This is a genomic window from Nonomuraea sp. NPDC050663 (assembly GCF_044456985.1).
Taxonomy (GTDB): Bacteria; Actinomycetota; Actinomycetes; order Streptosporangiales; family Streptosporangiaceae; genus Nonomuraea.
In genome coordinates this window covers 768,045-792,188 of record NZ_JBITGL010000002.1, presented here as the reverse complement: position 1 = coordinate 792,188, position 24,144 = coordinate 768,045, and the positions used below count along the sequence as shown (strand labels likewise).

25 protein-coding genes are annotated in these 24,144 nt (G+C 71.7%); 7 read left to right on the top strand and 18 right to left on the bottom strand.

The window, feature by feature from the left end:
* Nucleotides 1–14: 14 nt before the first annotated feature.
* From ACIBH1_RS08430 to uraD, 9 genes are all read right to left on the bottom strand, one after another.
* Nucleotides 15–1,142, bottom strand: coding sequence for an XdhC family protein (locus ACIBH1_RS08430; RefSeq protein ID WP_397312938.1), 1,128 nt, complete (start codon nt 1,140–1,142; stop codon nt 15–17).
* Between the two features lie 64 nt (nt 1,143–1,206).
* On the bottom strand, nt 1,207–2,601 hold the full coding sequence (locus ACIBH1_RS08425) for an NCS2 family permease (RefSeq protein ID WP_397312937.1): 1,395 nt from the start codon (nt 2,599–2,601) through the stop codon (nt 1,207–1,209).
* Between the two features lie 121 nt (nt 2,602–2,722).
* On the bottom strand, nt 2,723–5,020 hold the full coding sequence (locus ACIBH1_RS08420) for a xanthine dehydrogenase family protein molybdopterin-binding subunit (protein WP_397312936.1): 2,298 nt from the start codon (nt 5,018–5,020) through the stop codon (nt 2,723–2,725).
* A complete protein-coding gene (locus ACIBH1_RS08415) occupies nt 5,017–6,387 on the bottom strand; it encodes an 8-oxoguanine deaminase (protein WP_397313105.1) in 1,371 nt (456 codons plus the stop codon). Before ACIBH1_RS08415 ends, ACIBH1_RS08420 begins: the two co-directional genes overlap by 4 nt.
* 59 nt (nt 6,388–6,446) lie before the next feature.
* Nucleotides 6,447–6,920: a (2Fe-2S)-binding protein gene (locus tag ACIBH1_RS08410; RefSeq protein ID WP_397312935.1), complete on the bottom strand. Its 474-nt coding sequence runs from the start codon at nt 6,918–6,920 to the stop codon at nt 6,447–6,449.
* Nucleotides 6,917–7,774 carry an FAD binding domain-containing protein gene (locus tag ACIBH1_RS08405; RefSeq protein ID WP_397312934.1) on the bottom strand — a complete coding sequence of 286 codons (858 nt, stop codon included), beginning with the start codon at nt 7,772–7,774 and terminating at the stop codon, nt 6,917–6,919. Before ACIBH1_RS08405 ends, ACIBH1_RS08410 begins: the two co-directional genes overlap by 4 nt.
* A 5-nt stretch (nt 7,775–7,779) precedes the next feature.
* Nucleotides 7,780–8,646 (bottom strand): factor-independent urate hydroxylase, encoded by an 867-nt coding sequence (pucL, locus tag ACIBH1_RS08400; RefSeq protein WP_397312933.1) that lies wholly within the window; start codon nt 8,644–8,646, stop codon nt 7,780–7,782.
* A gap of 3 nt (nt 8,647–8,649) precedes the next feature.
* Nucleotides 8,650–8,943, bottom strand: coding sequence for a hydroxyisourate hydrolase (uraH, locus tag ACIBH1_RS08395; RefSeq protein WP_397312932.1), 294 nt, complete (start codon nt 8,941–8,943; stop codon nt 8,650–8,652).
* Nucleotides 8,940–9,398, bottom strand: a complete 459-nt coding sequence (uraD, locus tag ACIBH1_RS08390; RefSeq protein WP_397312930.1) for a 2-oxo-4-hydroxy-4-carboxy-5-ureidoimidazoline decarboxylase — start codon at nt 9,396–9,398, stop codon at nt 8,940–8,942. Before uraD ends, uraH begins: the two co-directional genes overlap by 4 nt.
* Nucleotides 9,399–9,529: 131 nt before the next feature.
* On the opposite strand from uraD, the gene ACIBH1_RS08385 reads away from it, so the two are divergent.
* The 3 genes from ACIBH1_RS08385 to ACIBH1_RS08375 are packed head-to-tail and all read left to right on the top strand — an operon-like array spanning nt 9,530 to nt 12,528.
* Nucleotides 9,530–11,080, top strand: coding sequence for a PucR family transcriptional regulator (locus ACIBH1_RS08385; protein ID WP_397312929.1), 1,551 nt, complete (start codon nt 9,530–9,532; stop codon nt 11,078–11,080).
* 22 nt (nt 11,081–11,102) lie between these two features.
* Nucleotides 11,103–11,672 carry a DUF6624 domain-containing protein gene (locus ACIBH1_RS08380; protein WP_397312928.1) on the top strand — a complete coding sequence of 190 codons (570 nt, stop codon included), beginning with the start codon at nt 11,103–11,105 and terminating at the stop codon, nt 11,670–11,672.
* Nucleotides 11,673–11,685: 13 nt separating this feature from the next.
* Nucleotides 11,686–12,528, top strand: a complete 843-nt coding sequence (locus tag ACIBH1_RS08375; protein WP_397312927.1) for a deoxyribonuclease IV — start codon at nt 11,686–11,688, stop codon at nt 12,526–12,528.
* Nucleotides 12,529–12,920: 392 nt separating this feature from the next.
* On the opposite strand, the gene ACIBH1_RS08370 is transcribed toward ACIBH1_RS08375, so the two are convergent.
* The 5 genes from ACIBH1_RS08370 to ACIBH1_RS08350 all read right to left on the bottom strand — a co-directional run bounded on the left by ACIBH1_RS08370 (nt 12,921) and on the right by ACIBH1_RS08350 (nt 17,320).
* On the bottom strand, nt 12,921–14,408 hold the full coding sequence (locus ACIBH1_RS08370; RefSeq protein WP_397312926.1) for a cation acetate symporter: 1,488 nt from the start codon (nt 14,406–14,408) through the stop codon (nt 12,921–12,923).
* A complete protein-coding gene (locus ACIBH1_RS08365) occupies nt 14,408–14,707 on the bottom strand; it encodes a hypothetical protein (protein WP_397312925.1) in 300 nt (99 codons plus the stop codon). Before ACIBH1_RS08365 ends, ACIBH1_RS08370 begins: the two co-directional genes overlap by 1 nt.
* Entirely contained in the window at nt 14,704–15,447 is a 744-nt protein-coding gene (locus ACIBH1_RS08360) for a LytR/AlgR family response regulator transcription factor (protein WP_397312924.1), read from the bottom strand. The genes ACIBH1_RS08365 and ACIBH1_RS08360 overlap by 4 nt, the downstream gene beginning before the upstream one ends.
* 76 nt (nt 15,448–15,523) lie before the next feature.
* Nucleotides 15,524–16,654 carry a histidine kinase gene (locus ACIBH1_RS08355; RefSeq protein ID WP_397312923.1) on the bottom strand — a complete coding sequence of 377 codons (1,131 nt, stop codon included), beginning with the start codon at nt 16,652–16,654 and terminating at the stop codon, nt 15,524–15,526.
* Between the two features lie 45 nt (nt 16,655–16,699).
* The gene (locus ACIBH1_RS08350; protein ID WP_397312922.1) at nt 16,700–17,320 is read right to left on the bottom strand and encodes a molybdopterin-dependent oxidoreductase; all 621 of its coding nucleotides are present in this window, start codon (nt 17,318–17,320) and stop codon (nt 16,700–16,702) included.
* A 109-nt stretch (nt 17,321–17,429) separates the two neighbouring features.
* Here ACIBH1_RS08350 and ACIBH1_RS08345 point away from each other — a divergent pair, with 109 nt between their 5' ends.
* Both ACIBH1_RS08345 and ACIBH1_RS08340 read left to right on the top strand, forming a co-directional pair.
* The gene (locus ACIBH1_RS08345) at nt 17,430–17,726 is read left to right on the top strand and encodes a YiaA/YiaB family inner membrane protein (RefSeq protein WP_397312921.1); all 297 of its coding nucleotides are present in this window, start codon (nt 17,430–17,432) and stop codon (nt 17,724–17,726) included.
* 13 nt (nt 17,727–17,739) lie between these two features.
* On the top strand, nt 17,740–17,991 hold the full coding sequence (locus ACIBH1_RS08340; protein WP_181608331.1) for a hypothetical protein: 252 nt from the start codon (nt 17,740–17,742) through the stop codon (nt 17,989–17,991).
* 4 nt (nt 17,992–17,995) lie between these two features.
* On the opposite strand, the gene ACIBH1_RS08335 is transcribed toward ACIBH1_RS08340, so the two are convergent.
* Together ACIBH1_RS08335 and ACIBH1_RS08330 are read right to left on the bottom strand one after the other, a co-directional pair.
* Nucleotides 17,996–19,711 carry a tetratricopeptide repeat protein gene (locus tag ACIBH1_RS08335; RefSeq protein ID WP_397312920.1) on the bottom strand — a complete coding sequence of 572 codons (1,716 nt, stop codon included), beginning with the start codon at nt 19,709–19,711 and terminating at the stop codon, nt 17,996–17,998.
* A 57-nt stretch (nt 19,712–19,768) separates the two neighbouring features.
* Nucleotides 19,769–20,350: an ArsR/SmtB family transcription factor gene (locus ACIBH1_RS08330; protein WP_397312918.1), complete on the bottom strand. Its 582-nt coding sequence runs from the start codon at nt 20,348–20,350 to the stop codon at nt 19,769–19,771.
* Between the two features lie 77 nt (nt 20,351–20,427).
* Between ACIBH1_RS08330 and ACIBH1_RS08325 the strand changes: the two genes are divergently transcribed.
* Nucleotides 20,428–21,003, top strand: a complete 576-nt coding sequence (locus tag ACIBH1_RS08325; protein ID WP_397312916.1) for a dienelactone hydrolase family protein — start codon at nt 20,428–20,430, stop codon at nt 21,001–21,003.
* 13 nt (nt 21,004–21,016) lie between these two features.
* The gene (locus tag ACIBH1_RS08320) at nt 21,017–21,619 is read left to right on the top strand and encodes an NTF2-like N-terminal transpeptidase domain-containing protein (RefSeq protein WP_397312915.1); all 603 of its coding nucleotides are present in this window, start codon (nt 21,017–21,019) and stop codon (nt 21,617–21,619) included.
* Nucleotides 21,620–22,221: 602 nt separating this feature from the next.
* Here ACIBH1_RS08320 and thiI read toward each other — a convergent pair.
* Nucleotides 22,222–23,418, bottom strand: a complete 1,197-nt coding sequence (thiI, locus tag ACIBH1_RS08315) for a tRNA uracil 4-sulfurtransferase ThiI (RefSeq protein ID WP_397312914.1) — start codon at nt 23,416–23,418, stop codon at nt 22,222–22,224.
* Nucleotides 23,419–23,453: 35 nt separating this feature from the next.
* Nucleotides 23,454–24,116, bottom strand: a complete 663-nt coding sequence (locus tag ACIBH1_RS08310; protein WP_397312913.1) for a response regulator — start codon at nt 24,114–24,116, stop codon at nt 23,454–23,456.
* Nucleotides 24,117–24,144: the final 28 nt, after the last annotated feature.

Below are 24,144 nucleotides of genomic sequence, written 5' to 3'. Positions count from 1 at the left end.
GGCTCGGTGCGGGCTCAGACGGCGGCGCGCAGGCGGGAGTGGATCGGGCCGGTGGTCGCCGACAGCGGCAGGCCCGTGCCGCCGCGGCGCAGCGCGACGAACTCGGCGGCGATCGACAGCGCGGTCTCCTCAGGGGTGCGGGCACCGAGGTCGAGGCCGATCGGCGAGCGAAGGTGGGCCAGCTCGCCGTCGGTGAGACCGGCCGCGCGCAGGCGGCCGAGACGGTCGTCGTGGGTGCGGCGCGAGCCCATCGCGCCCACGTAGGCCACCTCCAGGCGCAGCGCCACCTCCAGGAGGGGGACGTCGAACTTGGCGTCGTGGGTGAGGACGGCGATCACGGTGCGGGAGTCCACGGGGGTGCGGGCGAGATAGCGGTGGGGCCATTCGACGACGACCTCGTGGGCGTCGGGGAACCGGCGGGGGGTGGCGAAGACGGGACGGGCGTCGCAGATGGTGACGTGGTAGCCGAGCAGGCGGCCGACCCTCGTCAGGGCGGCGGCGAAGTCGATGGCGCCGAAGACGATCATGCGCGGGGGCGGGGTGTGGGACTCGACGAAGACGCGGCGCGAGCACAGGTCGCGCACGCCCGTCCGGCCGTTCTCCAGCATGGCCCGCACCTCGGCGACCAGCTCGGGGTCGCCGCCGGTGTCACGAGCGGGCCAGACGACGGCGAGCCGGGGCCGCACATCGGCGAAGGCGGGCGACGGAGCGGGCTCGGGTGGCACGGCGGGCGTGAAGTCCGAACCCGGCGCCAGGTCCGACGCGGGCAGGGAGCGCGCCAGTGCCACCGGCTCGTCCGCCGCCAGCGACTCCACGTACCCCGCCAGCTCGTCCGACCCCGGCCACACCAGCACGTCGATGATCCCCCCGCACGTCAGCCCCACCGCGAACGCCTCGTCGTCGCTGTAGCCGAACCGCCGCAGCACCGGCTCCCCCGAGGCGATCACCTCCAGGCACAGCTCGTACACCGCGCCCTCCACGCACCCGCCCGACACGCTCCCGATCGCCTCGCCGTCGATGCTGACGGCGAGGGCGGCGCCGGGCCGGCGGGGCGCGCTGCCGCTCGTGGTGACGACCGAGGCGACGGCGAAGGCGCGTCCCTCGTCGAGCCAGGCCCGCAGGGTGGTGGCCAGTTCCCGCATCAAAGCGCTCCTTACAACAGGACGGGGGCCGCGCGCCGGGAAGGCGGGCGCGGCCCCGTGGATGTCAGCTGAGGACGCCGATCCCGAAGTAGCCCACGAAGATCAGGCTGATCACCCACAACAGCCAGTGGATCTGGTCCGTGCGCCCGCGGGCGGCCTTGATCACCGTGTAGGCGATGACGCCGGCGCCGACCCCGTTGGTGATGGAGTAGGTGAACGGCATCAGCGAGATGGTGAGGAAGGCCGGGATGGCCAGGTCCAGGTCGTCCCACTCGATCTTGCGGACGGCGGTCATCATGAGCGCGCCGACCAGGACGAGGGCGGGCGCGGCCGCCTGGGCGGGGACGACGGCGGCCAGCGGGGTGAGGAACATGGCGCCGGCGAACAGGGTGCCGGTGACGAGGCTGGCGAGGCCGGTGCGAGCGCCCTCCCCGACTCCCGCCGCCGACTCCACGACGATGGTGTTGGCCGAGCCGCCGGTGGCGCCGCCGATGATGGCGCCGAAGCCGTCGATGGTGAGGATCTTGCCGATGCCGCGGATGCGGCCCTGGGAGTCGGCCATGTCGGCCGCCTCGCCGACGCCGAGGATGGTGCCCATGGCGTCGAAGAAGCCCGACAGCACCAGGGTGAAGAGCACCACGAGTGCGGTCAGCGGGCCGGCCTGGGCGAATCCGCCGAACAGGTCGATGTCGAGGAAGAGCCCGAAGTCGGGCAGGGCGACGATGTCGGAGGGCATCGCCGGCTGCACGACGCCGGGCCACGTGATGCCTGAGACCAGGGCGTTGACGACGATGGCCAGCACGGTGGAGGCGACGATGCCGATGAGGATCGCGCCGGGCACCCGCCGCACGTAGAGGGCGAAGGTGAGCAGCAGGCCTGCGCAGAAGACGACCATCGGCCAGCCGACGAGGTGGCCGCCCTCGCCGAGGGTGACGGGGGTGCCCGCGCCCTTGCCGACGAAGCCGGCGTCGACGAGGCCGATGAGCGCGATGAACATGCCGATGCCGACGCCGATGGCGTGCTTGATCGGGGTGGGGATGGCGTCCATGATCAGCTGCCGGACGCCGGTCAGCGCGAGGATGACGATGACGACGCCTTCGAGCACGACCAGGCCCATCGCCTGCGACCAGGTCATGTGGGGCGCGGCCTGGAAGGCGACGACGGGGGCGATGCCCAGGCCGGAGGCCAGGGCGAAGGGCGCGTTGCCGACCAGTCCCATGAGGATGGTGGTGACGGCGGCCGACAACGCCACGGCGGTGGTGAGCTGCGGGATGGTCAGCGAGGCGCCGGTGACGTCCTTCGCACCGGACAGGATGATCGGCACGAGCAGGATCACGTAGGCGACGGCCACGAAGGTCGTGATGCCGCCGCGCACCTCCCGGCCGACGGTGCTGCCGCGCGGGGTGATCTGGAAGAACCGGTCGAGGCCGGTGGTGGGAGGGGATTGGAGCTGGGTCATCGGTCGGGCCCTCCTAAGGGCGTGGTCGACCGGCGGCAGGACTCGCCGAGTCCTGCCGCTCGGGTTGGTTGTGGAGCCGTGGGGGGACTGCCCCTGTTGATCAACTAACCCGGAGCAGGGATCACTCCGTGAGGTGTTCCGGCCGTACGGGGACCCGGGTCAGGTCCAGGCCGGTGGCGTCGCGGATGGCGGCGACGACGGCGGGCGTGGAGGAGAGCGTGGGTGGCTCTCCCGCACCGCGCAGGCCGTAGGGGGCGCGGGGGTCGGCGTTCTCGAGGATCTCCAGCCGCATGGGAGGCATGTCGAGGATCGTGGGGATGAGGTAGTCGGTGAAGGACGGGTTGCGGACCTTGCCGTCGCGCACCACGATCTCCTCCATCACCGCCAGGCCCAGGCCCTGGGCGGTGCCGCCGTGGATCTGGCCTTCGAGCGACAGCCGGTTGATGATCTTGCCGACGTCCTGGACGGCCGCCAGCTCGACCACCTTGACCAGCCCCAGCTCGACGTCCACGTCGACGACGGCCCGGTGCACGCACAGGCCGAGCTGGGCGTGGGTGTCGCCTTGGCCGGTGCGCTCGTCCATGCCCGTGGTGGGGTGGTGGTGGAAGCGCCGGGTCTCCTCGACGGCGTCCTCGCCGAGGACGTCCTCGATGGCCGCCAGCACGCCCATGCTCTCGGAGACGATCTTCCCGCCGACGAGGGACAGGTCGGTGTGCCCGCCGGGCACCCGCGCGAAGAGCTCCTGCCGTACGGCTTCGCAGGCGGTCTTGACCGCGCCCCCGGTCATGTACGTCTGGCGGGAGGCCGAGCTGGACCCGGCGCTGCCGACGCCGTTGTCGGCCGGGTGGATGACCACGTGCTCGATTCCCAGCTCGGTGCGAGCGATCTGGGCCTCGACGGTGACCAGTCCCTGTCCGACCTCGGCGGCCGCGGTGTGCACGAGGGCGGTGGCCACGCCGCCGATGACCTCCAGCCGCACGCGGGCGGTGGAGTAGTCGTCGTAGCCCTCGGAGAAGCAGATGTTCTTGAGCCCCACCCCGTAGCCGACGCCCCGCCGTACGCCCTCGCCGTGGGTCGTCTGGGAGGCGCCGCCCGGCAGGTTGCGGATGTCGGAGGCGTCGAGGTCGGCCGGCATGGGCAGCCGCCTGGCCTGCTCCAGCATCTCGGCCATGGGCAGCGGGGCCCAGATGATCTGGCCGGTCGCCAGGGGCGTGCCCTGGGAGGCGGCGTTGATCTGCCGGATGGTGACGGGGTCGATGCCGCAGGCGGCGCCGAGCTTGTCCATCATCGACTCGTAGGCGAAGCACGCCTGGACCGCGCCGAAGCCGCGCATGGCGCCACAGGGCGGGTTGTTGGTGTACACGCCGTAGGCGTCGATCTTGACGTTCGGGATGGCGTACGGCCCGACGCCCAGGGAGGCGGCGTTGCCCACGACGTTGAGGGTGGCGCTGGTGTAGGCGCCTCCGTCGAGCAGGATCTCCACGTCGGCGTAGAGGATCCTGCCGTCGCGCGTGGCGCCGTACTCGTAGCGCATCTCGGCCGGGTGCCGGTGCACGTGGCCGAAGAACGACTCCTCGCGGTTGTACACGATCTTGATGGGCCGCCCGGTGCGCAGGGCGAGCATGCCGGCGTGGATCTGCATCGACAGGTCCTCGCGCCCGCCGAACGCTCCGCCGACGCCCGAGAGCGTCATGTGGATCTGCTCGTCGGTCAGGCCCAGGCACGGCCCGATCTGCTTGAGGTCGTTGTGCATCCACTGGGTGGCGACGTACAGGTCGAGCCCGCCGTCCTCGCGCGGCACCGCCAGGCCGGACTCGGGCCCGAGAAAGGCCTGGTCCTGGATGCCGACCTCGTAGGCGCCGGTGACGACGACCTCGGCCCGGTCGCGCACCGACTCGACGTCGCCGAAGCGCACCGGCTGGTGGCGGGCGGGGTTGGGGCGCTCCTGCACCTGCGGGTAGGCGGGGTCGAAGGCGGCCCTGCGGGCGTCGGTGAGGGGTTCGAGCACCTCCCACTCGATCACGATCGCCTTCAGGGCGCGGCGGGCGATCTCAGGGTGGTCGGCGGCGACGAGCGCGATCGGCTCGCCCTGGTGGCGCACCTCGCCGATCGCCAGGACCGGCTGGTCCCAGGTGAGGTCGAGGCCGTAGTGCTTGCGCCCCGGCACGTCCTCGTGGGTCAGGACGGCGTGCACGCCGTTCATGGCCAGGGCGGGCCCGATGTCCATGGAGACGATGCGGGCGCGCGGGTGGGGGCTGCGAAGCGTCGCGCCCCACAACATGCCCTCGATCCACAGGTCGCTGGAGTAGGCGAACTCGCCGCGGACCTTCAGCGTCCCGTCGGGCCGCAGCGGGCTGTCGCCCACCCCCCCGTTGCCGGGCGCGGCGATCTCGCGCGGCGCGCGAAGCGGCGCGGTCACTGGTGCACCTCCTTCTGGGCGGTGACGCCCTTCTTCTCGGCCAGGTTCAGCAGCCGGCGCGAGGCCTCGGCGCCCAGGCGGCCGACGTGGTCCTGCGAGACGGTCTTCAGCTCGTCGTCCTCCACGACGGTCTCGCCGCCGACGAGCAGCCTGGCCAGCGGCAGCTGCGGCCCGAAGACCAGGGCCGCGACCGGGTCGGCGACGGCCGAGGTGAAGGCGCCGTCGACCCGCCACAGCGCGATGTCGGCGAGCTTGCCCACCTCCAGCGTGCCGAGCTCGCCCTGGCGTCCCAGGTTGCGGGCGCCGCCGAGGGTGGCCATCTCCAGCGCCTGCCGGGCGGTCAGCGCGGTCGGGCCGTATCTGGCGCGCTGGAAGAGCATCGCCTGGCGCATCTCGCCCGCCAACGGCGTGAGCTCGCTGGAGGCGTTGCCGTCGACGCCGAGCCCGACGTTGGCGCCGCGCCTGAGCATCTCCGAGACCCTCGCGATGCCCGCCCCCAACCGACCGTTGGAGGAGGGGCAGTGGGCCGAGCCGGTGCCGGTGCGGGCGAACTTGTCGATGTCGGCGTCGGACAGGTGCACGCTGTGCGCGAACCACACGTCGGGGCCGAGCCAGCCGAGCTTCTCCATGTAGTCGACCGGCCGCAGCCCGAACTGCTCCAGGCAGTGCTCCTCCTCGTCGACCGTCTCGGCCAGGTGGGTGTGCAGCCGTACGCCCTTGGACCTGGCCAGCGAGGCGGCCTCGGTCATGAGGTCGCGGCTGACGGAGAACGGCGAGCAGGGCGCGACCGCGATCCGCAGCTTCGAGGAGAAGGAGGGGTCGTGGTAGATGTCGACGGCCTCGGCGGTGGCGGCCAGGATCTCGTCGAGCTGCTCGACGACGACGTCCGGCGGCAGGCCGCCCTGCGACTGGCCGCGGTCCATGGAGCCGCGCGCCGGGTGGAAGCGCAGCCCGATGCTCCGCGCGGCCTCGATCTCGGCGGCGAACAGGTCGCCCCGGCCCTTGGGGAAGACGTAGTGGTGGTCGCTCGACAGGGTGCAGCCCGACAGCGCCAGGTAGCCGAGCCCCGCGGAGGCGGCGCCGTGCACGACCTCGGCGTCCATGGCCGCCCACACCTGGTAGAGCGCCACCAGCCACTCGAACAGCGTGGCGTCCTGCGCCAGGCCCTGGGAGGCCCACTGGTAGAGGTGGTGGTGGGTGTTGACCAGGCCGGGGGTGGCCAGCATGCCGCGCCCGTCGATGCGCTCGCCGGGTACGGCGTGCGCCTGGGTCATGGGGCCGAGGTCGGCGATCCGGTCGCCCTCGATGCGCAGGTAGCCGGACTCGATCTCGGCGCCCGCGACCGGCGCGATGTAGACGTTCTCGATGACCGCTCCGCGGCCATCGATTCCGATGCTGTGCTTATTGGTTCGCTCGACAAGCTCGCTCACGGGGACACGGCCTTCCGCGAGGCGGCGAGCCGTACGGCGTCGAGGATCTTCTCGTAGCCCGTGCACCGGCACAGGTTGCCCGCGAGGGCCTCGCGGATCTCGGCGTCGGACGGGTCGGGCACGCGGGCGATGAGGTCGTGCGCCTGCACGATCAGGCCGGGGGTGCAGAAGCCGCACTGCACGGCCCCGCACTCCACGAAGGCCTCCTGCACGGGGTCGAGCCCGTCGTCGGTGGCCAGGCCCTCGACGGTCTGCACCGTGCGCCCTTCGACCTGCCCGGCCGCGACCAGGCAGGAGCACACCGGCGTACCGTCCAGGTAGACCGTGCACGAGCCGCACTCGCCCTGCTCGCAGGCGTTCTTCGAGCCGGGCAGCCCGACCCGCTCCCTGAGCACGTAGAGCAGGCTCTCGCCTTCCCAGACGTCGTCGACGGCCTCGGCGCGGCCGTTGACGGTGAAGTTCACTCTCATGCCGCACGAACCTTCCGGTAGTCGTTCCATGCCCAGGTCAGGGTCCTTCGGGCCATGACCGCCAGGGCGTGCCTGCGGTAGTCGGCCGTGCCGCGCACGTCGTCGATCGGCGAGGCGGCGGCCGCGACGAGCTCTCCGAAGCGGCGCAGCACCTCGGGATCCATACGCGCCCCCCAGTCGAGCGACCCGGCGAGGAACTCCTCCGCTTCGAGCGCCCTGCGCGGCGTTGGCGCGGCCGAGCCGATGCCGGTGCCGACGCGCCGCTCCGACGGGTGCAGGGCGACGGCGAAGGAGCAGACCGCGATGACCATGGCGTTGCGGGTGCCGACCTTGGAGAAGTACTGCGGCCCGTCGGCGGGCTTCATCCAGAACGCCCTGATGAGCTCGTCGGGCCGCAGCGCCGACTTCTTGACCCCGAGGTAGAACTCGTGGGCCGGGATCATCCGGGTGCCGGCCGGCGAGGCCACCTCGATGATCGCGTCTGCGGCCAGCAGCGGCGGGTGGCTGTCGCCGGCGGGCGAGGCCGAGCCGAGGTTGCCGCCCACGGTGCCGCGGTTGCGGATCTGCGGCGAGCCGACCGTCCGCGCCGCCTGGGCCAGCCCGGGCAGCTCGTGGCCGAGCTCGGCGATGATCTGCACGTACGGCACGCCGGCGCCGACCCGGTAGGAGCCGTCGACGCGCTCCCACGTGAACAGCTCGGGCACCTTGTTGAGGTCGAGCAGCGCGGCGGGCCTGTGCACGTCGAAGTTGATCTCGACCATGACGTCGGTGCCGCCCTGGATGGGGACGGCGCCCGGCGTCGCGGCCTTCATGGCCAGCGCCTCGTCCCAGCTCGAAGGTCGCAGAAAGTCCATGCCCGTCACTCCCACGCGCGTCCGGCGTCAGGGGCGTCCTCGCGCAGCACCGTGCCCTCGATCAGCCCGTAGGGCCGGTCGGCCGCGTAGAACACCTCGTTGTCGTTGTCCAATCCGAAGGGCTCCAGATCCACCAGGAAGTGGTGCTTGTTCGGCATCGCGAACCTGATCTCGCACACATCTGGCCTGGCCTCCAGGGCCCGCCGCCCCATCGCGTACAGCGTCTGCTGCAGCGACAGGCTGTGCGTGTCGGCGAAGGCCTCCAGCAGGAGTTTCCGCACTTCAGCGTATGATTTCCCGAAATCCACGTCGGTAACGGAGTGCCGCCACCGCGCCGCCACCGCGGTGGCGAGGATGCGGTCCGTGGTCGGCTTCAGCGTCGTGTAGCCGTCGACGATGTAGCCGTGGAACTCCGAGCCGGTGGAGTTGAGCACCACCAGGTCCTTCAGCCCCGACACGACGCTGACCGAGCCGTCGCGGTCGTAGTGCACGACGCAGGTGCGCACCTCCTGCCCGGTGCGGACGAAGGAGTGGCCGGTCGCCGGGATGCGTTCCCAGGCGTACTCCTCGATCTCCACCCTGGCGTGGTGGATGGTGGGCTGGCTGTCGACGTAGTGGCAGGCCAGCAGCAGCGCGAAGTCCTCGATCTGGTCGACGCCGTGCCGCCTGGCGAAGGCGTAGACGGTGTTCTTCTGCGTGTCGGTGGGCAGCACCGCGGCGTTGTCGCCGGTCAGGTGGACCGGCTCCATCTCGCCGGAGAGCGAGGAGGAGACGTTGAGATCCTTGAGGTGGTGGACGTCGCCGTCGCGGACGACCCGCACCAGGCGGGTCTCGGCTTTGCCGTACCTGTTGGGGCCTAGGAGGAGGGTCACGGTTCAGCTCCCGCGGTAGGTGGAGTAGGCGAAGGGTGCCAGCAGCAGGGGCACGTGGTAGTGCTGGGCGGGGTCGTCGATCCGGAACGTGATGATCACTTCGGGGTAGAAGTCCTGGTAGGGCAGGTCGGTGAAGATCACCCGGTGGACTCCTGGGCCTGGATTCCAGCCCTTGACGCGGCCGTCCTCGTCGGTGCGGCCCTCGGCGACGGTCCGCCCCTCGTGCTCCAGCCGTACGTGCACGCCCTGGGCCGGGCGGCCGCTCGCCGCGTTCAGAACATGACTGGAGAAACTCACAGCATCTTCGCCAATCGCAGTCGGGTGATCTTGGCCAGCTCCTCGCGGACCACGGCCTGCTCGGCCTCGGCGTCGTTGAGGAGCCGCTCGCGCAGCCGCGCCAGCATCTCCTCGCCGCTCAGCCCGGTCGCGCAGATCAGGTACACGTGGCCGAACCGCTCCTCGTAGGCCTTGTTGCCCTCGGCCAGCTCGGCGCGCGTGCCGTCGGTCACGCCCGACTGCTCCTGGCGCGACCAGGCGGCCTCACGGTCGGCGCCGGCCGCGCGCTGTCCGATGCGCGGGTGGGCGGCCAGCGCCTCCAGCACGTCCGGCCACTCCAGGCCGCGCACGGCGGCGTCGGCCACGGTGGTCAGCTGGGCCAGGTCCCGGTAGGGGCGCAGGGCGGCCACATGCCGGGCGAAGGCCCGGGAGGCGCAGCAGGTCAGCAGGTCCTGCTCGGTTGGAGCGATCGGCATGCCAGCAGTACACACATGCCCGGCATGCCCGGTCCAGCGGCGAGAACTCCGAAACAGCCCAAGGCTTGGCCTGGCCCTTTCGTGTCATGCTCCAAGTTCTTTGCACGTTCACCTGTGCGTTACTAATAGACATGCGACTGCAAGCCCTGCTCGAGATGCCCGAGCTCGGCCTGTCCGCGCTCAGCGGGCACGACGAGCTGGCCCGCCCCATCCGCTGGGTGGTGACGACCGACCTGCTCGATCCCGGCCGTTACCTCAACGGTGGCGAGCTGGTGCTGACCGGGCTCGTCTGGCGCACCCGCCCGGCCGACAGCGAGACCTTCGTGGCGGCCCTGGCCCGCGCCGGGGTCTCGGCGCTGGGCGCGTGCGAGGCCTCCAGCGGCGAGCTGCCCGCCGACCTGGTCGAGGCGTGCGAGCGCCATCGTGTGCCGCTCTTCCACGTGCCGCAGGCGCTCGGGTTCGCCGAGGTCACCGAGCACATCGTGCGGCGGTTGTCGGGCGAGCGGGCCTCCGACGTCAAGGCCGTGCTCGACCGGCACCGGCAGCTCGTCTCGGGCGCCGGGCTGGACCCGGTGCTGGAGATGATCGGCCGCGACCTGGGCATGCGGTGCGCCGTGCTGACGGCGTCGGGGCGGGTCGTGTCGGGCAACGCCGAGCTGGCCGCGGACGCCGCCGCCGTGCTGGCCCGCGTCTTCCTCACCGCCAAGCGGCTGCCGTGCGTGCGTGGCGGCTACTCGATCTTCCCGGTCGACGAGCAGACCACCTCGCGGGTGGCCGACTGGTTCGTCGCCTTCGAAGGTTCCTACGACGACTGGCCGGAGGAGCGGCAGGCGCTGGCGGGCGAGCTGGCGGCGGTGGCGGCGCTGGAGCGCGTGCGGCAGGACGACCGGCTCAGCCCGGAGGGCCGCATCGCGCAGGAGCTGGTGCGGCTCGTGCTGACCGACGGCAAGCCCAGCGACATCCTGCCCAGGCTCGAGGTCACGGGGCTGGCCGGCGCCGAGGGGTTCGTCGCCGTCGCCGCCCAGGCCAGCGGCGGCTCCGACGGCGGCCTGCGTCCCGGCGAGCTGCGCTCCGTCGTGCGCGAGATCCTCGGCGGCGGAGCGGCGGCGCCCACGAGACATCCGGCGCATCCGGTGATCGGCGTCATCGAGGACGAGGCGATCGCCCTCGTCCCCGCCGCCGACGCCGAGCTCACCACCCGCATCCGCGCGGCCGTGCACGCCCTGGCCCCCGGGCTGGGCGGCACCAGGCTCACCGTCGGCGTCAGCGGCGTGGCCCCCGTGGAGGGCCTGCGCGGCGCGGTCGAGGAGGCCCGCTACGCGCGGCGCATGGCCGAGGGCCGCCCGGTCTCGGCGTCGGGCCCCGACGCGGTGGTCGGCCATGACGAGCTGGCCACCCACGTGCTGCTGCTGGCCAGCGTCCCCGACGACGTGCGCCACATGTTCCGCGTACGCCTGCTCGACCCGCTGCGCTCCTACGACCAGGTGCACCGCGCCGAGCTGGTGCGCACGCTGGAGGCCTTCCTGCAGTGCTCGGGCTCCTGGACCAGATGCGCCGAGCTGCTGCACGTCCACGTCAACACGCTGCGCTACCGCATCCAGCGCATCCAGGACCTGACCGGCCGCGACCTGTCGCGCCTGGAGGACCGGGTGGACTTCTTCCTGGCCCTCCGCCTGGGCTGATGCTCCGTGGTACGGTGCGTCCGTGCGAGCACTTTTATGCGCTTTCCTGGCTTTCGCCACCCTGTCGGCGTGCTCCACCGCCGAGGAGCCGACCAGCCGTCCGAGCAACCCGCTCCTGCGGGCGGAGCTGCTGAAGATGCTCGACGAGGACCAGCTGACCCGCACGGCAGAGGTCACCCCCGAGCAGTTCGACCGCGTCGAGAAGGCCAACACCGCCCGCATGAAGCAGGTCCTCGACCAGTACGGCTGGCCGGGCTGGAAGATGGTGGGCAAGGACGGCTCCACGGCCGCCTGGGCGCTCGTCCAGCACGCCGACCTCGACCCCGGCTTCCAGCGGCGCGGCCTCGACCTGCTGCGCAAGGCCGTGGAGGCCGGCGACGCCTCCAAGGGCGACCTGGCCTACCTCACCGACCGGGTCAGGGTGAAGGACAACAAGCCCCAGGTGTACGGCACGCAGTGGGAGACCGACGCCCAAGGCAAGTGGAAGCCGCAGATCGGCATCGAGAACGAATCCGAGGTCGACAAGCGCCGCGCCGAGGCGGGGCTGCGGCCGCTGGCGGAATATCTCAAGGAGCTCCAGGGCATCTCCTAGAATTGGCGCCATCATGAGCTCTCACAAATCACTGATCGGCGGGCACGTGTCCGTCGCCGGCGGCCTGGCGACGGGCGGCCTGAAGTACATGGCCGACATCGGCGCCGAGATGATGCAGGTGTTCGTCACCAATCCCCGCGCCTGGGCGCTGACCGAGGGGAAGCCCGACGAGGACACCAAGCTCGCCGAGTCGGGAGTGGAGAGCTACATCCACCTCCCCTACCTGGTCAACTTCGGCTCGCCCAATCCCGAGACGCTGGCCAACTCCATCGCGCTGACCCGCTACACGCTCCAGCGCGGCGTCGAGACCGGTGCCAAGGGCGTGGTGGTGCACACCGGCAGCGCCGTCTCGCAGCCGCGCGACGACGCCATGCGCCAGCTCCACGAGCATCTGCTCCCCCTGCTGGAGGAGATCCCCGACGGCGGCCCCGACCTGCTGCTGGAGCCGATGGCCGGGCAGGGGGCGATGCTCTGCGCGACCGTGCAGGATCTCGAGCCCTACCTGGCGGCGCTCGACTGGCACCCGAAGGCGGGCGTCTGCTTCGACACCTGCCACGCCTTCGCCGCCGGCCACGACCTCGCCGCCGAGGGCGGGGTGACCGAGACGCTCGACGCGTTGCACAAGATCGCGCCGGGCCGGCTGAAGCTGATCCACGCCAATGACTCCAAGGACGTCTGCGGCGCCAAGAAGGACCGGCACGAGAAGATCGGCCAGGGCCACATCGGCGAGCGGGCCTTCGCGGAGCTGTTCGCCCACCCGGTGGCGGCGGGCATCCCGTTCTGCATCGAGACGCCGGGCAAGGCCGACGACTACCGCGTCGACATCGCGTTGCTGAAGTCCCTGCGCGACGCGTGAACCCAGGCCACGAAGCACTCGCGTGACGAGGACGCGGGGAGGGGCGGGCATCGTTCCCCGAACCCTTGGGCCGTGCCTGTGAAGGGATGTCCGCCCCGCGATCCGGCCGCCCCCGTTTGGCCGGATCGCGGTGCTTCCGCGGCCCGGCGGACATCCCCCCACGGCTCGGTCGCCGGGCCCTACCCCCCGGTTGAGGGCCCGGCGACCGTGGCGGCCCCGAGGGCCGCCGTGGATCCGACGCAAGGGGCCTGTCCTGAGCCAGTGGCTCCGTGCCCCCCCATTGCGGCGGTGTGGCTTCCGATGCGTAGACACTACGGTCGCGATCTTGGAAGCGAACCCTGGTTTCGGCCCAGCTCGCCCAACGGTCTGTAGTCATCGACATACGGAGAGTGTCAGAACGACGAGCGGGCATCCTGGCGCGACGAGCGGTCTTCCGGCCAGTGCATGCGTGCCATGAGCGCGTCCACGTTCCCCGGCACCCGACCCCGCGTGACCAGCGACGTCACGACCATCGCCACGAACGCCGACGGCACCGTGAACGCCGCCGGATAGGCCGCCGCGAGCCCTGCCTTCAAGCCCACCAGGTCGGCGTAGACCAGGACCGCGGTCAGGCCTCCCCCGGTCAGGAGCCCGGCCACCACCCCGGCGGCCGTCAGCCGCCGCCACCAGATCCCCAGGACCAGCAGGGGGCAGAAGGTGGCCGCGGAGAGGCTGAAGCCCACCAGGACGAGCATGACCGAGCTGCCGGGGCTCGTGAGCGCCGCCGCTCCCAGGCCGGCCGCGGCGACCACCGCGACGGCCACGCGGAAGGAGGTGACCGAGACCCGGCTGACGCAGGAGGAGACCGCGCCGCCCACCGCCACCAGCACCCCGCAGGAGGTGGCCAGGAAGGCGGCGAAGGCCCCGGCGGCCAGCAGGCCGGTCAGCACGTCGCCCACCGCGCCCGGCATCATCGTGGACGGCAGCAGCAGCACGACCTCGTCGGAGTGCGCGCCGGGCACGTGCACCCGCCCGAGGATGCCGTACAGCGGCGGGATCAGGAAGAAGACGCCCAGCAACACCTGCGCGACGACGATCGAACGCCGGGCGCTGCGCCCGTCGGGGTTGGCGTAGACGCGCACCACGATGTGCGGCAGGCCCATCGTGCCCAGCGCGCTGGCCAGCAGCACGGTCAGGATGCCGGGCAACGACGGGTCGCCCGCCCCGGCCAGGGTGCCCGCCCTTTCGTACGGCCCGGCGAAGCCGGGGATCCGCAGCGGCTCCGGCGCCGCCAGGCAGCGCCAGGTGCACCACAGCACCAGGGCGCAGCCGGTGAAGACGACGAGCTTGAGCCAGAACTGCGTCGCCTGCACCCGGGTGACGCTCCGCATGCCCCCGGCCAGCGCGATCCCGACCGCGGGCACCGCCACGGCCAGCCAGCCGCACCACGCGGGCAGCCCGGTCAGCAGGCGCAGCACCACGCCCGCGGCGTGGAACTGGGCGACCAGGTAGACCAGCCCGATCGCCAGCACCGTGCAGGTGGTCAGGCGCCGCAGGCCGGAGGAGCCGAAACGCCACTGGGCGAAGTCGGAGAGCGTGTAGGTGCCGGACCGGCGCAGCGGCGCCACCACCAGGGCGAGCAGGACCACGAAGCCGGCGGCGGCGCCGACCGGATACCAGAGCATCTGGGAGCCGTGGGTGGCGATCAGCCCGGCCAGGCCCAGGCAGGCGGCGGCCGAGGTGTATTCGGAGCTGATCGCCGCGCCGTTGCTCCAGGGCGGCACCGCGCGGGCGGCCAGGTAGAACTGCTCCACCGTGGTGTAGCGGCGGGGCCGTACCACCCCGACCACGACCGACAGGACCAGCACCGCGGCGACGCCGGCCAGCACCGCGGCGAGCATCAGCGTTCCAGTCGCTCGGCGCGGTGCAGCTGCCACATCGCGATGGCCACCCACAGCGGCTGCACGGCCAGCGTGAGCACCGCCCAGCCGGTGGGGCCGTCGAGCGAGGCGACCAGCAGCGGCAGGCCGACCAGGATCCCGAGGACCGCGGAGACGGTGGCCAGGGCCTGGCGCAGCTGGGCGGACTTGACGCGGGCAACGCTCCGCGGATCGTGGCCGGGCGGGTGGAGGCCGGCGGTGCGGTCGAGCACGACGCGGCCGACGGGGGCCGGACGCCGCTCGACGGTCACGCGCTTCACGACACCAGCCCCGCCCTGTACTGGTGGACCAGCTGCTCGCGCACCTGGCGCGTGTGACGGCGGCTGACCGGCAACGTCTCTGTGCCCACGATCAGCAGCACCCGTCCCTGCTCGAAACGCAGCTCGGTGACGTGCCGCGCCGACACCAGGGTGCTGCGGTGCACGCGGATGAAGCCCGCGCTCGCCCAGCGCCGCTCCAGCGCGGCCAGCGACATGCGCACCAGGTAGCTGCCGTCGCCGGTGTGCAGGCGCACGTAGTCGCCCTTGGCCTCGGCGAACCAGACCGCCTGCTGCGGCACGAAGCGGATGCGCCCGCCCAGCTCCACCGGGATCACGTCGTCGGGGCCCGTGTCGGACACCGGCGCCGTGACCGCCTCGAGCCTGCGGACCGCCTCGGCCAGCCGCTCGGCGCGCACCGGCTTGAGGAGGTAGTCGACCGCGCGCAGCTCGAAGGCCTGCACCGCGCTGTCGTCGTGGGCGGTGACGAAGACCAGCCGGGGCGGATCGGGGAATCCGCCGATCATCCTGGCCAGGTCGAGGCCGTCGAGGCCTGGCATGCGGATGTCGAGGAAGACCCCGTCGATCCGCTCCCCCGCGCCGATCATCGCCACCATGTCCTGCAGCGCGCTCACCCCGTCGGAGGCGGTCACGACGTGCTCCACCCGTGAATCGCGGCGCAGGAGGTAGGCGAGTTCCTCCAGGGCCGGCACCTCGTCATCAACGGCGAGCACGCGCAGCATGCCGACCAACCTGCCGCAAGAGCGCGCCCACCACAAGCGACTCGCCTACGTTGGGTAAAAGTTTGACTACAAAGAGCTAGGTAGAGGTCTTGGGGATGCGCAGGAGCACCTTGGTCCCCGCGCCCGGTGCGGTCTCCAGGACGAGCCCGTAGTCCTCGCCGTAGATCTGGCGCAGCCGCACGTCGACGTTGGCCAGGCCGATTCCGCCCTCGCGGCGCGTGTCGCCGTCGAGCAGGTCGCGGGCACGTTCGGGGTCCATGCCGACCCCGTCGTCCTCGACGCTGATGCCCACCTCGGGCCCGGCGTCGCGCACCACCACCCGGACCTCGCCTCCCATGCCGTGCTTGATGGCGTTCTCGACCAGCGGCTGCAGGCACAGGAACGGCACGGGCACCGGCAGCACCTCGGGCGGGACCTGGACGGTGAAGCGCAGCCGGTCGCCGAAGCGGGCACGTTCGAGCAGCAGGTAGCGGTCGACGCAGGTCAGCTCGTCGGCCAGGGTGGTGAAGTCGCGGGTGCGGCGCAGGGCGTAGCGGGCGAAGTCGGCGAAGTCGAGCAGCAGGTCGCGGGCGCGCACCGGGTCGGTGCGCACGAAGGAGGCGATCGTGGTCAGGGCATTGTAGATGAAGTGCGGGGAGATCTCGGCGCGCAGCGCGCGCATCTCCGCCTCGACGGCCCGCCGCCTGGAGGAGTCGAGTTCGGCCAGCGCCTCCCGGCGGGCCGAGTCGAGCTCGGCCAGCTCCAGCTGCCCGCCGATCCATCGCGCGACCTCGGTGACCGTGCGCACGAGCGCCCCGTTGACCTCGGCGTCGTAAGCGGCCAGGGCGCCCACCGTGCGGCCCGCCACGGCCAGCGGCACGGCCACGGAGGCTCCCGTCACCTGGGGGCGGCCCGAGGAGAGCGCCTGGCGCACCTGCTCCAGGACGTCGCCGCCGCACGGGCCGTCGGAGGCGAGCGCCGCCTCGGTGGAGGTCAGCGCGACGGCCTCGGTGCCCAGCAGGCGGCGCAGGTGCCGTACGGCCTTGCGGGCCGAGTCGCGGGTGAGGCCGCCACGCAGCGACGGGCCGGCCAGCGCGGCGATGTGCAGCGTGGTGAAGGTGGCCTCGTCCTTCCAGTTGCCGGACGGCAGGTGGGGGCGGCGGCGCGAGAGCAGGAGGCCGCACCCGAACGCGATCGCGACGAGGGCCATCCAGGCCGGGGTCGACATGCGGGTAACCGTAGCGGCGTTTGCCCTCTGTAGCGGGACGAATACTTAAGGTGGGCCCTCGCCTGGTTCCTCCTGATAGGAGTAACGCTGCTCCCGCCAGGGGTCGGCCACGTTGTGGTAGCCGCGCTCCTCCCAGAAACCGCGCCGGTCCTCCAGGAGGTATTCGATGCCGCGCACCCATTTGACGCTCTTCCAGGCGTACAGGTGCGGGACCACGATGCGCAGCGGGAAGCCGCGGTCGGCCGACAGGGGCTTGCCGTCGAGCTCGGTGACGAGCAGGGTGCCGTCGGCCATCAGGTCGCTCATGCGGATGTTGGCGCTGTAGCCGTACTCCGCCCAGATCATGACGTGCTTCACGCCGGGATCGGGTGGCGCGATCTTCAGCAGCACGGCGGGGTCCACCCCGCCCCACTCGTTGCCCATGATCGAGAAGCGGGTGACGCAGTGGAAGTCGGCCAGGGTCGCACTCTTGGGAAGCTGATCGAAGTCGGGCCAGGTGAAGACGTGCTCCCGGCCGTCGGCGGTGGCGCCGAAGACGCGGAAGTCCCACTTGTCGGGCTTGAACTCCGGCACCCTTCCGTAGTGAATGACGGGCCTCCCACGAGGAACGTACTGGCCCGGGGGCAGGCGCGACTCTTCGCTCTTGGCCTCACTCACCCTGGCCATACTGCCACCGGGGGTTCGGGGCGGTTGCAGCGGGCTGCCGTTGTACTCACCGGTAACTTGAGTACTTCTCCTCATGTGCCGCTATATCGCGCTGTATCAGCATGTGACCATGACTTCGACGACCAAGCCGATCCAGCCCACCAGCACCACCGCGTTCTATCTGCAGGCCGTGATCTCCTTCGGCCTCGCCCTCGTCGCCGTCGCCCTCGGCATCGCCTACCTGCCCGCCGACGCCTGGGTCCGCGGCTTCCTCGCCGTGGGCATGCTCTACCTGGTCACCTCCACCTTCATGCTCGCCAAGGTCGTGCGCGACCGCCAGGAGCTGTCGACGGTCTCCACCCGCGTCGACCAGGCCCGCCTCGACAAACTGCTCGCCCAGCACGATCCGTTCAAAGTGGACGCGTGATACATCTGGAGGCGTGTCTCCATACCTCGAGGGTCCGGACGGGCTCCGCGTCGAGCCCGTCCAGCTGAAGGCAGGCAGCCTCCACCTGCTCATGGCCCAGATCCGCGAGCCGGGGGCCCAGCCGGGAGAGGTCTGGTACCGGATCACCCGGCGCGGGATGGCCCTGGGGGTGCCGGGCTACTACCAGCTGCACGAGCTGGAGGAGATCGTGAACCTGGCCGACCTGCACGCGCCCGAGGAAGGCACCGCCACGGGCACCGCCTGAGCGCTCATCCGGCCGAGACCCTCGCCAGCCCCTCCCACGCCGCCGCCGTCATCGGCTGCTGCGCGCCCAGCACCGCCTCCATCCGCTCGGCCACACGCCCGTACTCCCGCCGCGCCTCGTCCCAGTCACCCGCCGCCTCGTGCGCCGCTGCCAGCCTGAGCCGGGTGATCAGCGTCGCCGGATCGTCCGGGCCCAGGACCCGCTCCCGATCGGCGACCACCTGGCCGAACCGCTCGACCGCCTCGTCGAAGCGGCCGGCGAACTCGTGCGCCGTCGCCAGGCGGTCCCGCGCCTCCAGGACGCGGGGATCGTCCTGGCCGTGCAGCCGCGCCCAGCCCTCGGCCACCTCCCGCAGGATCGGCGCCGCCCTCAGGCCGTCGTTGAGGTAGAGGAGATGTTGCGCGACCGCCTGCCGTACCTCCAGGACCAGCTCCGCCGCCGTGCCCCCGTCGCCGCCCGCGTGCTGCCAGAGCGCCGCCGCGTGCCCGTCGACCGCGTTGATGTACGGCAGGCGCCGCCAGGTGTCCTCGTCGGCCACCCCCCTGATCCCGAGCAGCCGCCGTGCCGCGCGCTCCACCGTCGCGGCGAGCGAGCCCTCGCTCTCCCTGACGACGCGCTGCACCAGCCGGTGCACCACCGCCGAGCCGTCACGGCTGAAGCTGACCAGTGACTGCCCGGCCAGCTCCGTCAGCCGCTCGCCGCGCAGGAACTCCGTCCCCACCCCGGCGGGCGCCATCACCGACAACTGCGCCAGCAGCTCCCGCGAGTCGCGGCCCACCGCGCGCAGCGACAGCAGGATCGCCTGCGCCACCCCCCTCGGGTACGGCTCGCCCGAGGGGCGTTCCAGCAGCCGGTCCACCGGCACGGCGCGCAGCCGCGCGATGTAGGCGGCGTAGGGCAGCCTCGGCGGGCCCACCATGCACGCCGCCGCGACGGCCAGCGCCAGCGGCAGCCGGTCCAGCTCCCGTACCAGCGCCCGAGCGGCGGCCACGTCGCCCGGCCCGACCCGCTCCCTCAGATAGGCCAGCGCCTCCCCGGCCGTGAACCGGTCGACGACGACCGGCTCGGCGACCCGTTCGAACGCGTGCGTGTTCGTGGTGATCAGCACCCGGGTCCCGCCGGTGGCGGGCAGCAGCGCCGCGACCTCGTCCGGGTCGGCCGCGCTGTCCATGACCAGCACGTACGGCTCGCGCCGCCCGGCCAGCCAGCTCCTCACCTTGCGGCGCACCTCCTCCGGTCCGTCGCCCTCGCGCAGCAGGCCGAGCTCGCCCGCCATCTGCGCGAGCGCCACCGTGAGCGACTCCGCGGCCAGCCACGCGACGGGGACTCCGTCGTCGAGACAGGCCCTGGCGTAGGCGGCGGCCAGCTGGGTCTTGCCCACCCCCTCGCCGCCGATGAGGCAGCAGGGGCGGCCGGAGGCGAGGATGTCCTCCATCCGGTCGCGCAGGTCGGGCCGCGGCTGGAAGGCCCTGGGCCGGCACGGCACCTCCCCGATCGCGGCGATGCCGTCCGCCGGCTTCACCGTTTCCCGCGCAGCAGCCCTCCTGGGCTCCCCCGCTCCCGCCCAGATCGCCAGCGGGGTCGCGGGCAGGAGCACCACGAGCCCCACCACGATCCCGGTGGTGTCGAGATCCATGCCCCCGGCGACGCACGCCCACCACGCCAGCCCACCCGTGGCCAGCGGTGCGAGGGTCGCGATCAGAACGCGTGACCGTCTCACACCGACGAAGGTTTCACAGGCCCGGCGGACGCACCATGTACAAGCTCACACTCGAGATCAAGAGCCGTCGTCCTGCTCCGGCAGCGCCGGATAGTCGGCAACGGGGTACAGCCCCACGGCGAACCCGTAGGTCGTCTCGCCGGAGCGCGGCAGGTGGTCGAACTCCTGCACCAGCTCCTTGATCCGGTGCCAGAACGCCGTGGCGTGCTCCTCCGGGATCCGGGCGTGCCGGATGAACGCCCACAGCCGGTGAGCCTGGAACGCCGCCGCCGACTCCTTCGCCGCCACCTCGAAGTCGTTGAAGTCGAGCGGCATCGCTCCCCCCTCGGGGGACTCGCCGACGCCGACGTAGAACATGCGCGCCGTACGGCCGTAGTAACGCTCCTCCAGCGCGCGCACCCGCCGGGTCCGCACCACGCGCAGCAGCCCCGCCTCGGTCAGGACGTTGACGTGGTGCGCGACCGTGCCCTTGGGCCGCCTGACCGCGGCGGCCAGCTCCGTCACGGTCGCGGCCCGCTCGTGCAGGAGGCCGAGGATCGTGGTCCGCAACGGATCGCCGATGGCTCTGACCTGCGCCGGAGTGGTCAACTCGATCACTTCGGCCAGGTCGTAATCCGGAACAGGTGGATTGCTCGACATGGTCCGATTAGTCTAGCCTCATCGATCGTTCGACATTTCCCATACGTTCCGCAATTCCGGGATGAAAGGTGCTCCTCATGACCGAGGTTCTGCTTTTCCACCACGTCCAGGGCCAGACGGCCGGCTTCCACGACTTCGCCGAGCAGGTACGCCGCGCCGGGCACACCGTGCACACACCCGACCTCTTCGACGGCCGCACCTTCGCCACCCTGGACGACGGCCTGTCCCACGCCCGCGAGGTCGGCTTCGCCACCCTCCTGGAGCGCGGCACCCGCGCCGCCGACCCGCTGCCCGCCGAACTTGTGTACGCGGGCTTCTCACTCGGCGTCATGCCCGCCCAGAAGCTCGCCCAGACCAGGCCGGGGGCGCTCGGCGCGCTGTTCTTCGAGGCCTGCGTGCCCCCCTCCGAGTTCGGCACCTCCTGGCCCGACGACCTGCCGGTCCAGATCCACGGCATGGACGCCGACCCCAGCTTCGCCGGCGAGGGCGACCTCGACGCCGCCCGCGACCTCGTCGCCTCGGCCAAGCGCGGGGAGCTGTTCCTCTACCCCGGCGACCGGCACCTGTTCTCCGACAGCAGCCTGCCCACCTACGACCCGGAGGCCGCCGCGCTGCTCACCCAGCGCACGCTCGCCTTCCTCGCCGTCATCTAGACTCTGTCGGCACATGGCAGCTTCCCCTCCCCGCCTCGCCGCCGCCCTGGCCGCGGGCGTCATCATCGCCCTCGGCGCCACCGCCGTCCTCGCCACGCGCACCCACGGCTCCCCCGAACAGACCGCCACCGCCTTCCTGTCCGCCTGGGAGAAGGGCGACCTGGGCGCCATGAGAGCCCAGGTCGTGGACGCACCCCGATCCTTCGAGCAGATCAACACGGCCTTCACCAAGGAGGCCCAGATCCGCCGGATCACGGTCGGCGAGATCGGCCTGCGCGCCAAGCAACACCTCAACGTCGGCGAGGCAGCCACGTACTTCGCCACCTTCCCGGTCACCCTCGACGGCCCCGTGCCCTACTCGTACCAGGGAGAGTTCGAGATCATCGAGTTCGACGGCGCGTGGAAGGTCAACTGGTCGCCCACGGCGATCCACCCGGAGCTGCAGGAGGTGGGCTCCAGCGAGGTCCGCACCGTCCGGGTCGTCCGCGAACCGGACGGGGCGCCGCGGTTGGTGCTGCTGGAGAAGCGTGAAGTGGGGGAACAGGCGGGGGCCTTGTTCGCGAGCGAGGGCATGAAGCTGGTGAGCACGCTGGCGGAACGTGAGGGCACCGGTTAGGGCGCGTCTTGCGTTCGTGGTTGAGCCACAGGGCCAGGCTGACGATCGTGACCACAGCCCGGCACCAGTCGGCCACCTTGTCGTTGCGAGCGCCTGGACGGTGGAGTCTAGCCAGTCTGCTCTGGTGCGGACCTTCTACACGAAGCTGCTGATGACTTGGCAGTGATCTCGCCAACGGCCGCCTCGGCCAGGCCGCGCTCTCACAGCCGCAGGCGCTGCCCGGCCGGACTCAACCCGCCCGGCCCATACCCCGGACGTGCTACCTCGCACCTCGATGCCCTCATCAGGGACAGCTCACGCCCTCTACATAGCGCCACAGGCCAGGGTCTGCGCGCCTGCTGCGTCAAGAGATGCAGCAGGCCCCGTTTATGCCGCCCACCAGCATGCCTCGACTCCGCTTCATGGGCCGCCTACCGGTACCTCTCAGCTCCCAGGCCCACAAGCTCTTCCCAACGAGCACCCCGCGCGGGGTGTCGATGGCCCCCGGGCCATCGACCTCGGGGGCGTGGGGGTGGGCCGCAGGACCACCCCCACTGGACACAGCCTGAGCCCGGCCAGCGCCGAAGGCGCCCGACCCGCGAAGACCGAGCCGTCGCGTCGGCTCAGAGGGTGTACTCCTGGATCGAGTCCGCCAGCTGCACGCACAGCTCCTCGGCGTCGAGCCGCTTCTCGATCTGCTTCAGATCCTCGATCTTCGCCCGGGTCTCGGCCCGCTTGGGGGCCAGCAGCGAGCAGCAGTCCTCGTCGGGCAGCTCCGAGATCTCCAGTGTCCCGATGCGCCGCGCTTCGGCCATGATCTCCGTCTTGTCCCATCCGACGAGCGGCCGCAGGATCGGCAGTTCGACGGCGTTGTCCTGGGCGGTGATGTTGGCCAGCGTCTGGGAGGAGACCTGTCCGAGGGCGTCGCCGGTGATGAGGGCCTCGGCCCTGATGCGGTGAGCCACCTCCTCGGCGGTCTTCAGCATGAGCCGCCGCTGGGCGATCACCGCCAGGCGGTCCTGGCCGGAGGTGCGGATCGACTGCTGGGCCTTGCCGAAGGGCACCACCCACAGCCGCGAGCGGCCCTGGAAGCGGTCGAGCTTGCGCACCAGGGCGTAGGCCTTGTAGATCGACTCGCTCGTGGTGAACGGGATGCCGGAGAAGTGCAGGAAGTCGACGTGGAGGCCGCGGCGCATCATGCGGTAGGCGGCGACGGGAGAGTCGATGCCGCCGGACATGAGGACCAGGGCGCGGCCGCTGATGCCGACGGGCAGGCCGCCCTGTCCCGGCAGGCCGTCGGTGAAGACGAAGACCTCGTCGCGGTCGACCTCGACGTAGACGCTGAGCTCGGCGTTCTTCAGGTCGACCGGCAGCCCGAACTCGTCGTTGATGGTGCCGCCGACCATGCGGTCGAGCTCGGCGGAGGTGAGCGGGAAGCGCTTGTCGCGGCGGCGCGACCGCACGCGGAAGGAGGCGCCGCGGGCGGTCTCGGGGCGGTCGCGCACCAGCTCGACGGCGGCCTTCACGACGGAGTCGGGGTCCTTGGCGACGCGCCAGGCGCGGTGGATCCAGATGGTGCCGGGCACGTCGGTGACGCGCTGCGCGACGGCGTCGGCCTGCTCGACCGTGGTCCCCTCAGGCAGGAAGATCGCGATCACGCCGTGGCGGGCGCGCACGTCGACCTTGAGCTCGAACTCCTTGAGCGCGGCGCGGATGTTGGCGACCAGCCGCCGCTCGAACAACTCGCGGTTCTTGCCTTTCAGTACGAGTTCGCCCAGCTTGAGCAGAACGCATGGCTCACCGAGGGCGGACATCGTCATGGCAGGGACCTTTCCGTGGGAGACAGCCCTCCAGTCTAGTCCTCGTCGAGACCTTGCTCGATCGCATATCTGACCAGCTCGACCCGGTTGTGCAGTTGGAGCTTGTTGAGGGTGTTCTGGACGTGGTTCTGCACGGTCCGGTGGGAGAGCACGAGGCGGTCGGCGATCTGCTTGTACGACAGGCCCTTGGCGACCAGGCGCAGCACCTCGGTCTCGCGGTCGGTCAGGCGCGGCCCCTCGGCGGGCGTGGGCTGTGCGGCCAGCCGCCGGTACTCCCCCAGCACCAGCCCGGCCAGCCCCGGCGTGAACACGGCGTCGCCGTCGGCGGTCCTGCGCACCGCGTCGAGGAACTCCTCGCGCTGGGCCGACTTCACCAGATATCCCGACGCTCCGGCCTTGACCGCTTCGAGCACGTCTTCCTGCTCGGCGCTCGCCGACAGCACCAGCACCCGCGGGGGCGACTCCAGCGTCGCCAGGCCGCGCGCCACCTCGGCTCCTGACAGGTCGGGCAGCTGCAGGTCGAGGACGACGACGTCGGGCCGTACGGCTTGCGCCACCCGCACCGCCTGCCGCCCCTCGCCCACGGCGGCGACGACCTCGTAGCCCGCCTCGGCCAGGTCTCTGGCCACCCCGTCGCGCCACATCGGGTGATCGTCGACCACCATGACCCGCACCATGTCGGCAGCGTACTTCAGCATGCCGGGGAGCAGGAGCTTCGCACCCAGG

Coding starts and splice junctions, on each gene's coding strand:
- ACIBH1_RS08355 (WP_397312923.1), bottom strand. CDS start 16,654: ATGTCGACCCCGGCCTGGATGGCCCTCGTCGCGATCGCGTTCGGGTGC.
- ACIBH1_RS08370 (WP_397312926.1), bottom strand. CDS start 14,408: ATGCTCGCCGCGGTGCTGGCCGGCGTCGCCGCGGTGCTGGTCCTGTCG.
- ACIBH1_RS08360 (WP_397312924.1), bottom strand. CDS start 15,447: ATGCTGCGCGTGCTCGCCGTTGATGACGAGGTGCCGGCCCTGGAGGAA.
- ACIBH1_RS08385 (WP_397312929.1), top strand. CDS start 9,530: ATGCGACTGCAAGCCCTGCTCGAGATGCCCGAGCTCGGCCTGTCCGCG.
- thiI (WP_397312914.1), bottom strand. CDS start 23,418: ATGACGATGTCCGCCCTCGGTGAGCCATGCGTTCTGCTCAAGCTGGGC.
- ACIBH1_RS08350 (WP_397312922.1), bottom strand. CDS start 17,320: ATGGCCAGGGTGAGTGAGGCCAAGAGCGAAGAGTCGCGCCTGCCCCCG.
- ACIBH1_RS08425 (WP_397312937.1), bottom strand. CDS start 2,601: ATGACCCAGCTCCAATCCCCTCCCACCACCGGCCTCGACCGGTTCTTC.
- ACIBH1_RS08320 (WP_397312915.1), top strand. CDS start 21,017: ATGGCAGCTTCCCCTCCCCGCCTCGCCGCCGCCCTGGCCGCGGGCGTC.
- ACIBH1_RS08310 (WP_397312913.1), bottom strand. CDS start 24,116: ATGCTGAAGTACGCTGCCGACATGGTGCGGGTCATGGTGGTCGACGAT.
- ACIBH1_RS08410 (WP_397312935.1), bottom strand. CDS start 6,920: ATGAGAGTGAACTTCACCGTCAACGGCCGCGCCGAGGCCGTCGACGAC.
- ACIBH1_RS08430 (WP_397312938.1), bottom strand. CDS start 1,142: ATGCGGGAACTGGCCACCACCCTGCGGGCCTGGCTCGACGAGGGACGC.
- ACIBH1_RS08405 (WP_397312934.1), bottom strand. CDS start 7,774: ATGGACTTTCTGCGACCTTCGAGCTGGGACGAGGCGCTGGCCATGAAG.
- uraD (WP_397312930.1), bottom strand. CDS start 9,398: ATGCCGATCGCTCCAACCGAGCAGGACCTGCTGACCTGCTGCGCCTCC.
- ACIBH1_RS08375 (WP_397312927.1), top strand. CDS start 11,686: ATGAGCTCTCACAAATCACTGATCGGCGGGCACGTGTCCGTCGCCGGC.
- ACIBH1_RS08345 (WP_397312921.1), top strand. CDS start 17,430: ATGACTTCGACGACCAAGCCGATCCAGCCCACCAGCACCACCGCGTTC.
- ACIBH1_RS08330 (WP_397312918.1), bottom strand. CDS start 20,350: ATGTCGAGCAATCCACCTGTTCCGGATTACGACCTGGCCGAAGTGATC.
- ACIBH1_RS08325 (WP_397312916.1), top strand. CDS start 20,428: ATGACCGAGGTTCTGCTTTTCCACCACGTCCAGGGCCAGACGGCCGGC.